Raw genomic sequence first — 15,124 nt, forward strand, 5'->3', positions numbered from 1 at the left:
CATCCCGTGGCTTGTCCACGGGATCTCAGAATACAGTCTGTGAGACAAGATCCCGCGGTCAAGCCGTGGGATGACAGACAGGCATTTATAATGTTTTAACTGCTGCATAAAATATAGGTAACCATTTATCCGGATCATTGCCGTGTTTCTCTCTAATTTGATCGAGCAATATTACAGTCTCAACTCTACCGGATAAAATACTGATTATGTTATCCATACCATCCAAGCTAACTTTTGCCACTACGGCATCTATTCCTTGTTTTATTAAAAAATAACGTGTAGTAGGGTCGGTAGTTTTAATTAAAATATATTCTCGTTGACTTAACATAAATGCACTACGATAAATATCCGTAGCTTTCAAATTAGGTAAAAAAATCTGCGTAGCTGTTTGTTGAATCAACGTATCACTAATTCTACTTTTTGCAGCATCTTCGACACTCTGCGTAGCAAATATAACAAAAGTATTTAATTTTCTCAACACTTTTAACCAATCTTTGATCTTAGGTGCAAATACCGGATTATCGATTAAAGCCCATGCTTCATCAAGTACTATCATAGTTTTCTGCCCATCTAAAGAGATATTAATACGATGGAAAATATATAGTAATACCGGTGCAAGACTTACAGGATCTTTAAGTAATTCAGTCATATCAAAACCGAATACTCTTGCTTTTTGTAAATCAATATCATCTATTTCATTGTCAAATATCTTAGCGTGTGAACCTTTACCAACCCACATTGCAATCCTACTTGCCAAACTATTCGGTGTATCAATACCAAGAAATGCTATAACATTACTAAGCCTTCTATCTTGTTTTGCTAATCTAAAATTACCGCTTACCGCTTGAGATAAGATTTTATTATCTTGTGCAGTTAAACTTTCACCGTTAGAAGTTACAAGCACACGAAACCACTCTAAAATAAACGTTCTATTCTCACTAGTATCTTCAAGCTGTAAAGGGTTAAAGTTGCATTTTAAACCCGGATCAATTACTGTATAAACTCCGTTTAAAGCACGTATAAATATTTCTGCTCCTCGATCTTTATCAAAAAAGAACATACGAGGTTTGAATTTTTGTGCTTCAGCACATAAGAAATTCATAAGAACTGTTTTACCGGCACCGGTTGGACCGATAATGAGAGTATGTCCAACATCCCTTACATGGAAATTAAAATAAAACGGTGTACCTGAAGTAGTATCAAGTACTGTGACATATTCTCCCCAATGGTTATCGCTAATTTTACCAAGCGGATAATTATGTTGTGAGGCAAAGCTAGCCATATTAAGAGTATTTATAGTGGATTTACGCACTATATAATCCATATTTCCCGGCAACTGTCCCCAATAGCTAGGTTCCATGTTAACTTTTTCTCTAACCGGCTGAATTCCTGAATTAGAAAGCTCAACTGCTGCCATTGACAATATATCTTCCAAAGCTTTAATATTATTTGCGGAACATAAAAGCGATAAATGATGCTCACCGAAAGCGATATCACCGCTGGTGGCCATATCAAGGGCCGTATTAATTTCAGCAATTTGTGAAGTAGCTTTATCACCGGATTGTATCATTCTATTTTGCTGTAATTGCATTTTACCGATCGCTACTGTTCTATTAACAAAGACAAAGCTTTGCGTCATAACAAATTCAAAAGGCATTTGCAGGAATCCGTCAAAAATTCCTGCCGAAGTATTAGGACCGTATTCAAGTATACTGATCATTCCAGCATATTTCTTGCCAAGCGGACTTCTTACTTCAATAGTACGAGAATCAAAAAATAAGCGATGAGTCGGTAAATACTCGTCAATAGTACCACGCGGTAATGCTATAGGACCCGGTGAATCGCCGCAATTGATTAAAGATGAAAGGAATTCTAAAATTTCACAATAACTACCTGACTGCGTTTGACGAACTCCAAGTAATCTTGCTCCGTAACTTCTGAATGTATTAATCACTCTAGTTGACATTTCTTGAAGATTTTCTTTCATCTCTTTCATGTCGTTTTCCCAAGCGGTTTTATTAGATTTCTGTCTAAGCTTCTTTAGAAAATACTCAACTATAGCAACACCGCCAGTATCAGGCTTATATAAAATACTAACATATAATTCATTAAAAAACGACCTAGCCCCAGCATGTTTCTTACGCCATTCTGCACCTAAATAAGTAATAAAATCATTAGGGACTTTTACGGTAGGATCATAAGTAAATTCCGTATCGTCAAATATTACTGCTTTACGTCTTCTAATAGTATGGAAATACATAACGATATTTCCCGAGGCCATATTTTTAAGTAAGGCATTTCTGATATTCTTTTTAATGTCTAGATCTTCATCATCAGCAGTTTCAAAAGAAAATCCATTTATTTTAATAACTTGTAATAAAGAATTATCTTTTGTTAAAATAGTATTACTATCCCAATGACATTTATAAGGAATAAAATGCGAAGTGGGTCTTTCTTGTTTAGACCTTAATTCTTTAGCGGCTCTAGTTCTAAATAATTTCATTACCTCACCTGATTTAACTATTTTGATTTATTTTGTCAGTTATACCTCTTTTTTTGTCATTCCCGCGTAAGGCGGGAATGACATAAAACTCAAATATTATACGAATTTGCTCCGTAGTAAAATTTATTAGGACATTGGCTAGTTCTTGACATTTTATTTAAATATAGCTCTATGAATCTCGGTTCTTTAAAACATATAATATAAGCTACCACATGCAAAGCAGCTGCAATGAATAAAATCATAATGCCGTTATTCCAAATAAATACTATCATCGTCATTATCATATTTAATGCAGCAAACTTAATACTTACTCCAAATATCATCGGCGGTCTAGTTAACCCTACAAATAAAAGATCGGATGCTAATGCTCCTGCCATAAAAAACCTCTATTAATTTATATTAATATCAAACATAGTTGACAATATTGAATGCGGTGCTTCACTATTCACAAAATGTACGTAACCATTATTATTTTCAAGGGCATTAACTGCTATCTTAATTAATGCTTCTTCGATGAAATTATTACTATCATCTAACATTGATTTCAACAAGTTAATATCTCGTATTTTTATATTATACGGAAACGTCTCGGATACCTGTAATATCTCATATGGCAATATTAAATGTTCTGCACTTAATGCAGAAGCAATTGTTGCTAACGTTAAGTTAACATTTAATAAATGCGTTTTCTCCTGATCGCCGCTCGCAAACGGTGCTATCACGGGTATAATATTATTATCTGCAAAATTTAATAAAATTTCTGGATTAATCATAATAGGCTCGCTTAAAAAACCAATATTTATAACATCATGATTTACAATTTTTCGGTAAGATAGTTTTGATTTTTTTGCTTGCAGTAAATTAGCATCCTTACCTGAAATACCAACTGCATAACAACCTATACTACTTAACTTTGTTACTATAAGCTTGTTAACGTAACTGGATAAAATTTCCATAATAATAGGATTATTTAGAGAACTATAGTCGCTTATTTTACTAATTTTTTGACTAAAATTTTCATCTATTTGTGATATTAAAGACGAACTTCGTAAATCAATATGATCATGTACTATATATATTTTAGCACCGCACATCTCAAGCAATCTAACAGATTCAATAAAAGCCGTAAATAATTTATCGTCAATAATAATAGTAGCAGGTAATTTTAGAACTATTGCTTGATTCTTCAACTCACTACTACACTTTATTATATTCTTAATTATAGCAATGTTATTTAATGAAGAAATACTATCTACCTCTTTATTTTTGAGGTTTGATGCATTTTGCCAAACTAGCTTTAAGTTCTCTTGCACCTTCTTTACTCCTATTGCTTACATACATAACATTACATGAGTAGTTTAAAGTTGCAAGAAAATTCTGTGCTTCATCGTGAAGGTTTTTATGATCCGTAACTTTATCGGATTTTGTGAAAATAATTTGAAATTCTCTTTTATTTGCAAGTAATAGATCAGCTACTTTCTTATCATTTTCTTTTATACCCCTTCTTGAATCAATCAATAAGTTAACTAACCTTAAATTATAACTATTTCGTAAATAATAACTAATTAACACTCCCCACTGCTCTTTGACTGATATAGGAACATTAGCAAAACCATAACCGGGAAGGTCAACTATAATAAGTTTATCTGCAAGGTTAAAGAAATTGATTTGCCTAGTACGCCCTGGAGTATTAGAAACTTTAGCAAGATTTTTATTATTACATATCGTGTTTATTAGGCTTGATTTGCCGACATTTGACTTACCGACAAAAGCAATTTCCGGTAATGAAAAATTGGGGATTTGATTTATATTCATAGCACCGGCTACAAATTTAGCTTGATGACGAAAAAGCTTACTGCCATCAGTTGATTTTGTAGGCACTATTTTCTGAGTAGTCATAATTTGCTTTCGTATCGGATATAAGGCATTGCCTGCGTGAATACCAAGTCGTCATTGTGAGAAGGCATTATTGCGTGGTTCGGTAAAATTCGCTGTGTTACCCCGTGGCTTGACCACGGGATCCAGTTAAAAATACTATATTAGTATTTTTTATTGTTTTTATGGACCCCGTGTCAAGCCACGGGGTAACACAGCGAATTTTACCGAACCACGCAATAATGCCTTCTCACAATGACAGGAAAACCAAACCATGCAACAACACTGAGTTAGGAATGGCATCAGCAGACTTCAATAACGCTATAAGTGAGCTAGCATGACATTAAAAAATATGGTAGCGGGGGCTGGATTTGAACCAACGACCTTCAGGTTATGAGCCTGACGAGCTACCGAGCTGCTCCACCCCGCAATAATTGAGAATTGACGATTTATCTGTGTTATATTTTGTTGTTAGTGTCATTCTTGCGTAAATACCGAGTAGTCGTAGACTGCACGGCAACCCAGAAAAAATAATAAAAAAATTCTATAAATCAAAATTGTTTACTGGATTGCTTCGTCAATTGCTATGCAATTTCCTCGCAATGACGATTTGTTATCCACAAACAAAGCCTAGCTAGCTTCTTTCTTACTACCGAAAGAAAGACCTGAGAATCTTTTATTGAAATCACTAACACTTTTGTTCGATTGATTTACTACATTTCCGGAATCTTTATTCCATGCCGGATGCTTTCTAAAATCAACATCCATTAAAATTTCACCTGTAGGATGAGTAGACATTGTTTCAAAAACATCGCTTCCTACTTTAATCAAAAACTTTTTATATTCTGGATGTATACCGCTTTTCATAATGATTTTGCTGTTTTAGTCTGAATTATTTTTTTCTTAATAGCTCTAGCGTTACTTGATAAAACATTATCATCGGCTTTTAGAATATATGCATCAAAACCCCCAGCTTTTTCCACTGAACTAATACATCTAGCATTAACCGATAATCTATATTCCCCGGCTGTTATATCACTTGTAAACTTAACCGATCTTAGGTTAGGTTCAAAACGTCTTCTAGTTTTACGCTGAGAATGTGATACATTGTTGCCGTATAAAACACCCACACCTGTGAGTTCGCACTTACGAGACATAAGCTAAATACCTTAAAACTTATAAAATATACTTCAAGTAAATGAAGAGTCATATACGAAGATCAACTTCAAAAAGAGCTAAGAGTTCACACGCCGAGAAGCGGAGCTTATACTTAACAAGTGAGCACCGCAGATCTTGTAGAACGACGTAGCCAATTTTGAAGTTCATCCAGTATATACAATAGATAAAGAATATAAAGCAATACTCCCCTAGTGTCAAGAGATAATTATTTTGTAGCTAAGTATTAGCTAATGCTTGATTTTTATTAAATAACAGAGTTTTATATAAAAATATAAATTAATTAAACTATTATAAATCTATGCTTATTAATGGGAAGCCAGTTCAAGGTAATATCACCAGACTAATTACCGGACTAATTAAAAAATTAAAGTTTTCCTGAATATATTAGTAATCTTAATCCAAAACCATTAAGTACAAAGGAGCAAATTGATCATAATCAAGCAGCTTTTTGTATAATGAAGGATTAAAATTATCTTATTGCTCTTAAACAACTATAACAAGCTGAACAAATTGCTATAGGTCAAACTGACAGTAATTTTCTTTCCTACTTTCCTATATTAATACTATGATAGGACGTAGCTATCAACAGCTAGGACTGTTTGATAATGTTATTCAACAATTTCAAGATAGCATAGAGAATTCTTTTGAAGCAAAACAATATTATAATGTCGAAAATTCATACAAAGAATTAGTCACTGCACATCAACCACAAGGAACATTAGCCAAGCTAAAGAATTAATGGCAAGATTAGCTTTAGGAGCTGCTTATAAAACTCAAAACCGTAAAGAAAATTCAATAGCGCAGTATGCATATGCTTACTCATTACAGCAAGGTATAGTTGATTATGAAGCTGTTCGTGTGGAACAGCATAAAGTTGGTTTTTCTGATAAAGAAAAGATAGGCACTGATAACATTCAACAATGCGTTGCTGTAATTTTACATGATCCATTAACTAAAAAAACTGCATTAGCCCATGTTGACAGGTTTACTGATGCTGTTTCTTTAACACATGATGTAATAAGCAACTTTCCTCCTAATACTCAATTAGAAGCTTATTTAGTAGGAGGGCGTGATAGATCTGCAGTATCAATTTCGGTATCAGATGGTAATATTCGTAAAGTAACACAAGAATTAACTAACCACTTTAACGTAAATATAAAATCTGCAGATATAGAAGACAAGGGAGCCCCATTAGGAATTATATTTGATCCAATAACAGGTAACTGTTCCGGATAGAGAGGATAAAACAACCACTGCTAGACAAGTACATTTAAGTATAGGAAGTAATACTCCTGTACTTTATAAAGCTTTTGATTTCACTAAAAATAAAAATATACCTAATCGCTCTTTAAATGAAATCCAACAAAAACATATTATTCAGCAATATTTATTAGGATCTAATCAAAATCCTAATTCTATGGACACATGGCAATCTAATCAAATATCAAGACCACTTACTAAAGTAGCAGAGGAAATTCAAAAAACTAATCCAAAATTAGTAAAAAATGTAGTAACTAAAAATATTAGTAATCGAGTTCACGCATTGAATCTAAAGGATCAAGAACAAACAAAAATTGTAAATAATTTAATAGCTAAAACTGATTATTTATTATCTAATAATTTAAATCCGTTGGAAAGTGTACGTTCAGAAATTAATAAAACATTAGCCTTACTCATTCTACCTACCAACAAGATAGTAATATTAAAAAATCCTGGATACAAAAAAGTATACAAAAAATAAAAGATTTGTTCATAAATATTTTTAGGTAGTAATAAAACCAAAAATGAACCAAAATTAAACTTAACAAGTGATAAGATATTAAAAAAATATAAATACTAAGACAAAAATAGCTGCACCTAGCTATACTCTCCCCAATAAAAATATTGCTTTACACAAAAATAATCAACAAAGTAAATAAACTATGCAAGTTGAAATTAACTCACAAGAATATAAAATTTTTGATATAAATGATGATTTAGTAATTTATACTAAAGATTTAAATGAAGAGATTGCCTGTAGTTTCTTTTCCGTAAAATGAAATAAAATAGCATTAGCTAGAAATATTAATTCACAACAGTTAGAGCAATTAATTACTGACTTTAATCAGAATGAATTGATAGAACAAGATTTAATAAAAGTACGAATAATTGGAGGTAATGATTCGCCTGAATCATCTAAATACTTGGAAGATATTCGTACTACTTTAAATGGTATTGATAATAATACTAATATGATTAATATAATAGGTTTAGATGCATGTAAAAATATACATCCCAATTCTTTTGAATTAGATGGCTATCACGGGGGAGTTAGAGCTTTAGATTAATTGTAGAATATTAAATTGATACTATTAGAAGAGAAAATAGCTGAGATGTGGGGCGTCACTAATAGCAATATTTATCTTTATGGTCCATTTAGTAAAGAAATAAAGATAGGTACGATGTATTTATACGTGAAATAGGCACAAGACAAGCCTAACATAGTACCGATAACGATTATACGGAATTTTGCAGGACTAAAAATTAAAATAACTATTCCAAGAATAATTACTATTTTTATTATATCATCTGTCGTATAAGAGCTAGAATTTATAGCATAAACATTTAGATTTATACCTAGAAATATTATTATACATAATAAGTTCTTAAACATTTTATACCTCTATAGGCCCAGTAGTTAATCCATTTATAAATTGTTTTAAATAAGGATTATCACTATTACGCATTTCATCTTTACTACCGTACCATTTAATTTTTCCTTGATAAATCATAGCTACTTCTTTAGCTATTTTTGCGGCACTAATCATATCATGAGTTATAGTAATCGTAGTTGCCTTTAACTCTTCTTGGATTTTTATAATTAATTCGTTGATAACATTTGCCATGATAGGATCAAGGCCTGTGGTCGGTTCATCAAGAAATAAAATCGACGGTGTACTACAAATAGCCCTAGCAAGGGCTACTCTTTTTTGCATTCCTCCCGATAATTCGGCAGGGTAAAGCTCGAGTATTCTAGGAGATAAACCAACGGCATTAAGCTTTGCACCGGCAAGGTCGTTTTTTTCTTTCTTAGATAATTTTTTAGTCTCGAAAGTAATATTATCACGTATATTTAAGGAGTCAAATAATGCTCCGCCTTGGAATAAAAAACCTATACCATCCATAATCTCAAATTTTTGTTTACTTGAGATATCTTGGATTTCTACATTATCAATAAAAATTTTACCTTTATCAGGTTTAATCAATCCTACTATATTTTTAATTAGAACTGATTTGCCACTACCAGAACCACCTAAAATCACTAATGAACTGCCCTTTTTTACATCCAAATCTATTCCGTCTAACACCTTATGATTAGCAAATGATTTATATAATGACCGAATTTTAATTTTAAATTCTTCTACACTCATGCATACTCCAAATAAACAAAAAAAACTGTATACTCGTTTAATTTGGAAAAGAGCTAGGCGTTTTATATTTTTTGACCGCAGCGTACATAAACGTACGTGAGGATCAAAAAATATAAAACAACAAAACCAATTTTTCAAATCAAACGAGTATACCTATACTTTAAAAAATAATTCGGTTATTAAATAATTACTGATTAAGATAAGGATAGAAGAATTCACTACTGCCGAGGTAGTTGCTCTTCCAACTCCCTTAGCCCCTTTACCTGAATAATAGCCGCTATAGCAACTTATTATAGAAATAATAAACCCAAAAACTCCCGCTTTAACAAGACCGGAAATTACGTCAATCGGTTCTAAATACTGAAAAGTACTGGTTAAATAAGCTGCACTATTAAAATCAAGTTTATATACCCCTACCAAATAACCGCCCATAACACCAATTATATCCCCGATTAAAACAAGACAAGGCATTGTAATAATAGCTGTTATTACTCTTGGAAAAACTAAATATTTAATAGGATCGGTAGATAAAGTATATAAAGCATCTATCTGCTCCGTTACTCTCATTGTGGCTATTTCGGCGGCGATTGATGCCCCAACTCTTCCCGCTACCATTAGTCCAGCTAAGACAGGTCCAAGCTCTCTAGTCAGCGACAATACTACTACCGTTGCAATAGAGCTTTCAGCTGAGAAACGGGAAAAACCGATATAGCTCTGTAATGCAAGTACCGCCCCTGAGAAAAAAGTCGTCATCGCAACAACCGGAAGCGAGTGAAACCCGATAAATAATAATTGTCTGATAATTAAACTCAAATATAAAGGCGGTCTTATGATACTGCTAACGGCAGCAAAGCTAAATAGAGAAAAACTACCTACACTTTGCGCAAACTTTACAGTACGTTTACCGACCGAATTAGCTATATTGAATAACATTTGTATTTTTTCTATTTAATTTAAGTACGCTATGTCATTTCTGCGCAAGCAGGAATCCAGTAACCTCTAATGTCATCCCGCGACTTGATCGCGGGATCCAGTCTTTTTTAATTTTTTTCTGGATACCGTGGTCAAGCCATGGTATGACACAGATATCTACCCGATATACTTTCTTTTATATCTACTACCAAGGTTAGTTAATACCTCATACCCGATAGTACCTATAATACTCGCTATTTTATCGGGCGTGCAATAATTTCCGATAATTTCCGCTTCCTGCCCTAGAAAAATCTCGGATGGTGGTAGATCGGTAACATCGATATTTATTAAATCCATCGATACTCGCCCTACTATAGGAACGCTGCGACTGTTAATAAATACTTCGCCTTGATTGCTAAAATTACGACTAAACCCATCGGCATAACCAAGCGGTAACGTTGCAATGACACTATCACGCTTAGTTGTAAAAGTCATATTATAACCGATATGGCTATCTAGTGTCAAATTCTGTAAGTGAATTATAGGAGCTTTTAAGGTTACGGGATTCTTTGTTAAGGGATTAAGACCATATAAGGCTGCCCCTGGTCTTGCTAAATCAAAATGGTAATCCTGTCCTAAAAATATGCCGCCGGAATTAGCAAGGCTTGCTTTGACGTTTGGGAAATATTGTAAATAAGCTTTAAATCTGTTTAATTGTTCTAGATTATAAGGATTATCTATTTCCTCGGATATAGCTAGATGGCTTATAATATATTGTAAATCTAGCCCTTTTAACAAATCACGATCATTAATGAGCTGCTCTATCTCATCAGAGCTCAAGCCAAGACGATTAATCCCCGTATTGAAATGTAAATAACAAGGCAATAATCGGTTTTTCAAATTACTAAATTTTTGCCAAATTTCTATTTGTTTTAAGTTATTTAGGACAGGTGTTAAATTATATTCTATCAGCTCTAAAGCATCATGTTCAAAAACGCCGTTAAGAACTAAAATATTAACATCTAATCCTAAAGCGTTGCGTAAATTCACTCCTTCTTCACTTGAGGCCACAAAAAAATGCCTACAATTTGCTTCTATTAAAGCTTTAGAAATTTGTACTGCTCCAAGACCGTAACCGTTAGCTTTAACGGCAGCACCGACTAATGAGGTTTTGCAAATATCTTGTAATAAAAGGTAATTATTTTTTATTGTAGATAGATTTATTTCTACAGTACACAAGCTCATAGTATATTTATTAACTCTTTTACAATGATAGACAATACGGGTATTATATGAAATTTTGTAGATAAGTCACTTGTTTCTAGTATCCGTGATAAAAATATTGTCTATTAGACCTCTTGCATAACTTGCTTCTAAAGGTAATTTGTACGTCAATCCAGTACTCGCATCCTCACGTACTAAAGTGTACGCTGCGGTGCTGCGTTCCGTGTTTCCTATAAATTCCTCTTTATTAGCTTCGTTCTCCAAGAGGTCTATTATCGAATTTTTAGAACCGGCCGGCAGAAAACACTGCATGAGTTATAAAAGCACTAACCGATAAAGCCGAATGTTCTTTTAAAAATCTCGCTGCTTTTACGATTGTTTCTCCACTATCTATAATATCATCAATTAATATGCAATTTTTGCCCTCTACACTACTTGTGATTGATATCAATCTCGCAATTATTATTTATATCCCTTTCTTTGTTTATATAAGCTGAATCTATATTTAGTAAATTACTAATTTTTTGAACTCGATTGATACTTCCTTTATCAGGTGTAACTATAACGAAATTGCTATAAGTGCTTAAAAACGGGATATATAAATTTATAGGTTCAAGATTAGAAACAGGAATATTAAAAAATTTCTCTATTTTATCGGAGTGTAAATCAATAGTATAATTACATGGTTTACTCCGAACTTCTCTAAAAAATCTGCTATTAACTTAGCAGGAATTATATTTTGAGAATTTATATTATCTTGCCTTGCATAACCAAAATAAGGCATTACTCAAATTATTCGATTTGTGCTCCCGCTTTTTTTGCTGCATCTACTAGCAAAAACAACTCAATTAAGCGATCATTAACGGGTTTTGATGTGGATTGTACGATTATATCTTCATTATGAAACGATTTTTGAATTTCTACTTTTATTTCGGAATCATTGAAATAGGTAATTTTCGGCTCAATATATTTAATATTTAATGCTATAGCTAAACGCGTTGCAAGTAACTTATTACTACTTGCCTGCTAAGATTTTCATGTGAGTGATTTATGTTGTTCAACGCTATTAGCGAGCGGGCTTTGTTGCGTGGATATCTAATCGTCATTGCGAACAGTCGTAGACTGCGTGGCAATCTCATGCAATAATAACAAACTCCTGAGATTGCTTCGTCAATTGCTACGCAATTTCCTCGCAATGACGACGAGGTGTCTACGCAACAATACCTCCTCACAATGACGATTTAAGATGAAAGTGAAATAAGCTTAAGAACGACTTTCTAATTTTTGTATTAGTGCCTTAAAGCCTTGATTTTTTAAAGTATCAGTAAACTCGTCTTGTTGAGCTCCAATAAGACTTACACCTTCCGTAATTATATCAGAAACTTTAAAAACGTCTTTTCCGTTTCCTTTCATTTCACGTACAAGATATTCTACTTTAATAGGGTCTTGCTCTTTATTACTAATGATATTCATAGCAACCATAAAATCGGTTGAGCTTAAAGGACGAACTCCTACTATTTTAGGCTGTTTGCCTTTATAATCTTTTATTAAATCAGTATAAGATTTAGTAACATATTTAGAGTAAACTTTGATGAATTCCTGAACCTGCCCACCTGATAAAGTTTTTATCCCATTTCTGCCTAATGTATATTTAGCCATCCAATCAAAATCTAGGTTCTGAGACATTAACTCACGTGCTTTAGCAATTTTTACTCGCTCAGATAACTTACTATCGTTTAATATACTAGAAGCTTCATTTACTAAATTAGTAACGTAACTGTTCAAACCAGCAGGCACTTTTTCATTAGAATAAGCGTAAAACGTCATAACTAATAAAAATAAACCTGTAATAATTTTTTGCATATAATCCTCTTTAATTTCATTAATTCTTGGGTTTAGGACATTTAAAATTTTCAGGATATTGAACCGATGCTTCACGAACACGATGTAATGCTGATCTAATAGCCACATAAGGATCGGTAGAATTCTTCATCACATAATCACTAAACGGTAATACAACATATCGATCGTTTATTTTACTAACTGCTAGTACTCCTAAGTCAAAATCATTATGAGTGTAGTACATTAATGGATTAAGAGCATAATTAGTAATTACCGAATCCATCATATCTCTTGCGTTAGTACTACCGATTATCGGCAATACTAAATAAGGACCTGGGGCAACTCCATAATGTGCGAGGGTACTACCGAAAGTTTGACGATCAGACGGCAAACCTACTTTACCTGCCACGTCAAATAAACCGCCTATGCCAAGCGTCGTGTTAATGAGAAACCGCCAAACGCTTTTCATAGTTTTATCGTAATTTAACTGAAGCCCGTAATTTACCGCCGTAAGTGGTGTATCGACATTACTGACAAAACTATTAACGCGTGCTTTCACGTAATCATTCGTGATGTTCTTATAACCTATCGCTAAAGGACGCAATATTATATAATCTAACACAGAATTAAATACAAACACTTTACGGTTAAATTTTTCATATGGATCATAAACTTCCACGCAACCATTTTCATTGCTTCCACCATTATAGTTATATATTTCATTATCAATATATTCAAGATCAGCTCTTATCGATAATGAACATAAAATAATGGATAATATAATTAATATTCTCATTGATTTATGCTGTTTTCTTACAAACAATAATACTATATTTATTGTTTTCCGCTAGTATTATTTCTTCCGAAGTTAATATAGTAAAATTATTTTTTTGTAAAAAATTATTTATTTCATTCAAGTTAAAAATAAATTCTTTGCGTTTTACTGAAAATTGTGTCTTCGTCGCATTCGGTAAACAAAGGGCAAAATACCCTTGTTTATTAAGAGATGAGTATATTAAATTAAAATATTCTATTAAATTGTTAGTAAACGATAATCCGCAAAAACTAAAAATAATATCAAATTTATTAGAGTTTTGTTTTAAAAATTCATCGATAGCAATATTATATATTTGATCGTAAATTTTAGTGTTCGGGTAATATGTTGCTTGTAACTTATTCATTAAAGCAGAAACTTCTACACCGGTTAAAGTCAAACGTTCCGGAAAACGTTTTTGTATTTCATAACCTACAAGCCCTATATTACTTCCCAGTTCCAAAATAGAGTAATTATCCGGTAAATCAGATATCTGCTTAAGTGCTTCATTAACAAACCTATACGGAAGATGGATATTTTTATCGTTATTAAAAATAGTAGGATAATATTGTGCAGTTAAATCACGATATTTTCCATAAATTTCTTGAGGTATTTCAGCAATATCCTTATAATTTTTCAAAAAATTTATAAATATAGGTTTATATTTTTCATTAGATTTTTCTAAATATTCTATAGCTTGACTGTAATTATTTTTTAAAAAATAAACCCATCCGAGTTGAGAATATACTTTAGAATCATTAGGATTAAAAAATTTATTGACTAGTTTAAACCTAAGTAATGCATCACTTAAATTACCTCTATATAAATGATCGAGTCCAAGTTGATAATTAGTTTCGGTTAAATGAGAGAATTTATATTTACAATCACTTATATAATTTTTAAATTCTAAAATTTTATTCTTAATAAAATTCGGTACATTTATTATAGTTAAGCAATAATGTTTGATTTTGTCTTTTATTTTACCGAGCATAGTTTAATTACTAAATTAATATTACTTACTATAATAAAGCATATCTTGATAAATTTTTAAATAAAATAATAATTTTACTTGTGAATTAATGGTATTGAAGCTAGGATGTACATGTTATTATATGTACATCAGTAGGTAGCTCATGAACTCAATTAGCGGCACTTCATTTAGAAAAAACTTAAGCTCTGTACTAAATACCGTAGAAAACGATTATGTCCCTTATCTTAATTAAAAGAAAGAATCATAAGAATATTATTCTTTTAACCGAAGAAGAATATGAATCTACAAAAGAAACATTATATTTATTATCTAATCTGGGGCTAATGCGAATCGAATAAAAAAATCTATCGAACAAGCAAAAAGAGGAGAGTTTG

Annotated in this window: 22 protein-coding genes and 1 tRNA gene; 5 read left to right on the forward strand and 18 right to left on the reverse strand. The window is 32.2% G+C overall.

Going from position 1 to position 15,124, the window contains the following annotated elements:
* Positions 1-85 precede the first annotated feature (85 nt).
* From RSIB_RS03245 to rpmB, 7 genes are all read right to left on the reverse strand, one after another.
* Complete coding sequence (locus RSIB_RS03245) at positions 86-2,503, reverse strand: VirB4 family type IV secretion/conjugal transfer ATPase (protein ID WP_004996711.1); 2,418 nt, start codon at positions 2,501-2,503, stop codon at positions 86-88.
* Positions 2,504-2,592: 89 nt separating this feature from the next.
* Entirely contained in the window at positions 2,593-2,880 is a 288-nt protein-coding gene (locus RSIB_RS03240; RefSeq protein ID WP_004996714.1) for a type IV secretion system protein VirB3, read from the reverse strand.
* A gap of 12 nt (positions 2,881-2,892) precedes the next feature.
* Positions 2,893-3,816, reverse strand: a complete 924-nt coding sequence (locus RSIB_RS03235; protein WP_004996717.1) for an amino acid kinase family protein — start codon at positions 3,814-3,816, stop codon at positions 2,893-2,895.
* The gene (yihA, locus tag RSIB_RS03230) at positions 3,764-4,402 is read right to left on the reverse strand and encodes a ribosome biogenesis GTP-binding protein YihA/YsxC (protein ID WP_004996718.1); all 639 of its coding nucleotides are present in this window, start codon (positions 4,400-4,402) and stop codon (positions 3,764-3,766) included. The genes RSIB_RS03235 and yihA overlap by 53 nt, the downstream gene beginning before the upstream one ends.
* Positions 4,403-4,731: 329 nt before the next feature.
* Positions 4,732-4,808 (reverse strand) — tRNA-Met (locus RSIB_RS06030).
* A 200-nt stretch (positions 4,809-5,008) separates the two neighbouring features.
* Positions 5,009-5,245: a 50S ribosomal protein L31 gene (rpmE, locus tag RSIB_RS03225; protein WP_004996719.1), complete on the reverse strand. Its 237-nt coding sequence runs from the start codon at positions 5,243-5,245 to the stop codon at positions 5,009-5,011.
* Complete coding sequence (rpmB, locus tag RSIB_RS03220) at positions 5,242-5,535, reverse strand: 50S ribosomal protein L28 (protein ID WP_004996729.1); 294 nt, start codon at positions 5,533-5,535, stop codon at positions 5,242-5,244. The genes rpmE and rpmB overlap by 4 nt, the downstream gene beginning before the upstream one ends.
* Before the next feature lie 587 nt (positions 5,536-6,122).
* Between rpmB and RSIB_RS09130 the strand changes: the two genes are divergently transcribed.
* The 4 genes from RSIB_RS09130 to RSIB_RS03210 all read left to right on the forward strand — a co-directional run bounded on the left by RSIB_RS09130 (position 6,123) and on the right by RSIB_RS03210 (position 7,884).
* Complete coding sequence (locus tag RSIB_RS09130; protein WP_004996733.1) at positions 6,123-6,296, forward strand: hypothetical protein; 174 nt, start codon at positions 6,123-6,125, stop codon at positions 6,294-6,296.
* A complete protein-coding gene (locus tag RSIB_RS03215) occupies positions 6,296-6,793 on the forward strand; it encodes a hypothetical protein (RefSeq protein ID WP_004996735.1) in 498 nt (165 codons plus the stop codon). Before RSIB_RS09130 ends, RSIB_RS03215 begins: the two co-directional genes overlap by 1 nt.
* A 181-nt stretch (positions 6,794-6,974) precedes the next feature.
* Positions 6,975-7,298, forward strand: a complete 324-nt coding sequence (locus RSIB_RS07720) for a hypothetical protein (RefSeq protein ID WP_004996736.1) — start codon at positions 6,975-6,977, stop codon at positions 7,296-7,298.
* 373 nt (positions 7,299-7,671) lie between these two features.
* Entirely contained in the window at positions 7,672-7,884 is a 213-nt protein-coding gene (locus RSIB_RS03210; RefSeq protein ID WP_004996737.1) for a hypothetical protein, read from the forward strand.
* Between the two features lie 77 nt (positions 7,885-7,961).
* On the opposite strand, the gene RSIB_RS03205 is transcribed toward RSIB_RS03210, so the two are convergent.
* The 11 genes from RSIB_RS03205 to RSIB_RS03170 all read right to left on the reverse strand — a co-directional run bounded on the left by RSIB_RS03205 (position 7,962) and on the right by RSIB_RS03170 (position 14,750).
* Positions 7,962-8,210 carry a DUF5510 family protein gene (locus RSIB_RS03205; RefSeq protein WP_004996738.1) on the reverse strand — a complete coding sequence of 83 codons (249 nt, stop codon included), beginning with the start codon at positions 8,208-8,210 and terminating at the stop codon, positions 7,962-7,964.
* A 1-nt stretch (position 8,211) separates the two neighbouring features.
* The gene (locus RSIB_RS03200) at positions 8,212-8,967 is read right to left on the reverse strand and encodes an ABC transporter ATP-binding protein (RefSeq protein WP_004996739.1); all 756 of its coding nucleotides are present in this window, start codon (positions 8,965-8,967) and stop codon (positions 8,212-8,214) included.
* A gap of 153 nt (positions 8,968-9,120) precedes the next feature.
* Positions 9,121-9,900: an MlaE family ABC transporter permease gene (locus RSIB_RS03195; RefSeq protein WP_004996740.1), complete on the reverse strand. Its 780-nt coding sequence runs from the start codon at positions 9,898-9,900 to the stop codon at positions 9,121-9,123.
* Positions 9,901-10,056: 156 nt separating this feature from the next.
* The gene (locus tag RSIB_RS03190) at positions 10,057-11,124 is read right to left on the reverse strand and encodes an alanine racemase (protein ID WP_004996741.1); all 1,068 of its coding nucleotides are present in this window, start codon (positions 11,122-11,124) and stop codon (positions 10,057-10,059) included.
* A gap of 66 nt (positions 11,125-11,190) precedes the next feature.
* Positions 11,191-11,415 carry a palindromic element RPE1 domain-containing protein gene (locus RSIB_RS03185; protein ID WP_004996742.1) on the reverse strand — a complete coding sequence of 75 codons (225 nt, stop codon included), beginning with the start codon at positions 11,413-11,415 and terminating at the stop codon, positions 11,191-11,193.
* The gene (locus RSIB_RS07725) at positions 11,387-11,554 is read right to left on the reverse strand and encodes a phosphoribosyltransferase family protein (RefSeq protein ID WP_026054928.1); all 168 of its coding nucleotides are present in this window, start codon (positions 11,552-11,554) and stop codon (positions 11,387-11,389) included. Before RSIB_RS07725 ends, RSIB_RS03185 begins: the two co-directional genes overlap by 29 nt.
* Before the next feature lie 195 nt (positions 11,555-11,749).
* Positions 11,750-11,887 (reverse strand): ribose-phosphate pyrophosphokinase-like domain-containing protein, encoded by a 138-nt coding sequence (locus RSIB_RS10210; RefSeq protein ID WP_004996744.1) that lies wholly within the window; start codon positions 11,885-11,887, stop codon positions 11,750-11,752.
* 8 nt (positions 11,888-11,895) lie between these two features.
* Positions 11,896-12,090, reverse strand: a complete 195-nt coding sequence (locus tag RSIB_RS10215) for a ribose-phosphate pyrophosphokinase-like domain-containing protein (RefSeq protein ID WP_081440512.1) — start codon at positions 12,088-12,090, stop codon at positions 11,896-11,898.
* Positions 12,091-12,366: 276 nt separating this feature from the next.
* Positions 12,367-12,966 carry an MlaC/ttg2D family ABC transporter substrate-binding protein gene (locus RSIB_RS03180; RefSeq protein WP_004996745.1) on the reverse strand — a complete coding sequence of 200 codons (600 nt, stop codon included), beginning with the start codon at positions 12,964-12,966 and terminating at the stop codon, positions 12,367-12,369.
* A gap of 19 nt (positions 12,967-12,985) precedes the next feature.
* A complete protein-coding gene (locus tag RSIB_RS03175) occupies positions 12,986-13,741 on the reverse strand; it encodes an MlaA family lipoprotein (RefSeq protein ID WP_004996747.1) in 756 nt (251 codons plus the stop codon).
* Between the two features lie 4 nt (positions 13,742-13,745).
* Positions 13,746-14,750: a methyltransferase domain-containing protein gene (locus tag RSIB_RS03170; protein WP_004996748.1), complete on the reverse strand. Its 1,005-nt coding sequence runs from the start codon at positions 14,748-14,750 to the stop codon at positions 13,746-13,748.
* A 212-nt stretch (positions 14,751-14,962) separates the two neighbouring features.
* On the opposite strand from RSIB_RS03170, the gene RSIB_RS10220 reads away from it, so the two are divergent.
* Complete coding sequence (locus tag RSIB_RS10220; RefSeq protein WP_279624976.1) at positions 14,963-15,088, forward strand: type II toxin-antitoxin system Phd/YefM family antitoxin; 126 nt, start codon at positions 14,963-14,965, stop codon at positions 15,086-15,088.
* Positions 15,089-15,124 lie beyond the last annotated feature (36 nt).

This window comes from Rickettsia sibirica 246 (assembly GCF_000166935.1).
Taxonomy (GTDB): domain Bacteria; phylum Pseudomonadota; class Alphaproteobacteria; order Rickettsiales; family Rickettsiaceae; genus Rickettsia; species Rickettsia rickettsii.

Bases quoted from the DNA above. Each gene is read 5' to 3' on its own strand.
- rpmB (WP_004996729.1), bottom strand. From the start codon at position 5,535: ATGTCTCGTAAGTGCGAACTCACAGGTGTGGGTGTTTTATACGGCAAC.
- yihA (WP_004996718.1), bottom strand. From the start codon at position 4,402: ATGACTACTCAGAAAATAGTGCCTACAAAATCAACTGATGGCAGTAAG.
- RSIB_RS10220 (WP_279624976.1), top strand. From the start codon at position 14,963: ATGTCCCTTATCTTAATTAAAAGAAAGAATCATAAGAATATTATTCTT.
- RSIB_RS03185 (WP_004996742.1), bottom strand. From the start codon at position 11,415: ATGCAGTGTTTTCTGCCGGCCGGTTCTAAAAATTCGATAATAGACCTC.
- RSIB_RS03175 (WP_004996747.1), bottom strand. From the start codon at position 13,741: ATGAGAATATTAATTATATTATCCATTATTTTATGTTCATTATCGATA.
- RSIB_RS03205 (WP_004996738.1), bottom strand. From the start codon at position 8,210: ATGTTTAAGAACTTATTATGTATAATAATATTTCTAGGTATAAATCTA.
- RSIB_RS09130 (WP_004996733.1), top strand. From the start codon at position 6,123: ATGATAGGACGTAGCTATCAACAGCTAGGACTGTTTGATAATGTTATT.
- RSIB_RS03170 (WP_004996748.1), bottom strand. From the start codon at position 14,750: ATGCTCGGTAAAATAAAAGACAAAATCAAACATTATTGCTTAACTATA.
- RSIB_RS03190 (WP_004996741.1), bottom strand. From the start codon at position 11,124: ATGAGCTTGTGTACTGTAGAAATAAATCTATCTACAATAAAAAATAAT.
- RSIB_RS03240 (WP_004996714.1), bottom strand. From the start codon at position 2,880: ATGGCAGGAGCATTAGCATCCGATCTTTTATTTGTAGGGTTAACTAGA.
- RSIB_RS03195 (WP_004996740.1), bottom strand. From the start codon at position 9,900: ATGTTATTCAATATAGCTAATTCGGTCGGTAAACGTACTGTAAAGTTT.
- RSIB_RS03180 (WP_004996745.1), bottom strand. From the start codon at position 12,966: ATGCAAAAAATTATTACAGGTTTATTTTTATTAGTTATGACGTTTTAC.
- RSIB_RS03245 (WP_004996711.1), bottom strand. From the start codon at position 2,503: ATGAAATTATTTAGAACTAGAGCCGCTAAAGAATTAAGGTCTAAACAA.
- RSIB_RS03215 (WP_004996735.1), top strand. From the start codon at position 6,296: ATGGCAAGATTAGCTTTAGGAGCTGCTTATAAAACTCAAAACCGTAAA.
- RSIB_RS07720 (WP_004996736.1), top strand. From the start codon at position 6,975: ATGGACACATGGCAATCTAATCAAATATCAAGACCACTTACTAAAGTA.
- rpmE (WP_004996719.1), bottom strand. From the start codon at position 5,245: ATGAAAAGCGGTATACATCCAGAATATAAAAAGTTTTTGATTAAAGTA.
- RSIB_RS03200 (WP_004996739.1), bottom strand. From the start codon at position 8,967: ATGAGTGTAGAAGAATTTAAAATTAAAATTCGGTCATTATATAAATCA.
- RSIB_RS10210 (WP_004996744.1), bottom strand. From the start codon at position 11,887: ATGCCTTATTTTGGTTATGCAAGGCAAGATAATATAAATTCTCAAAAT.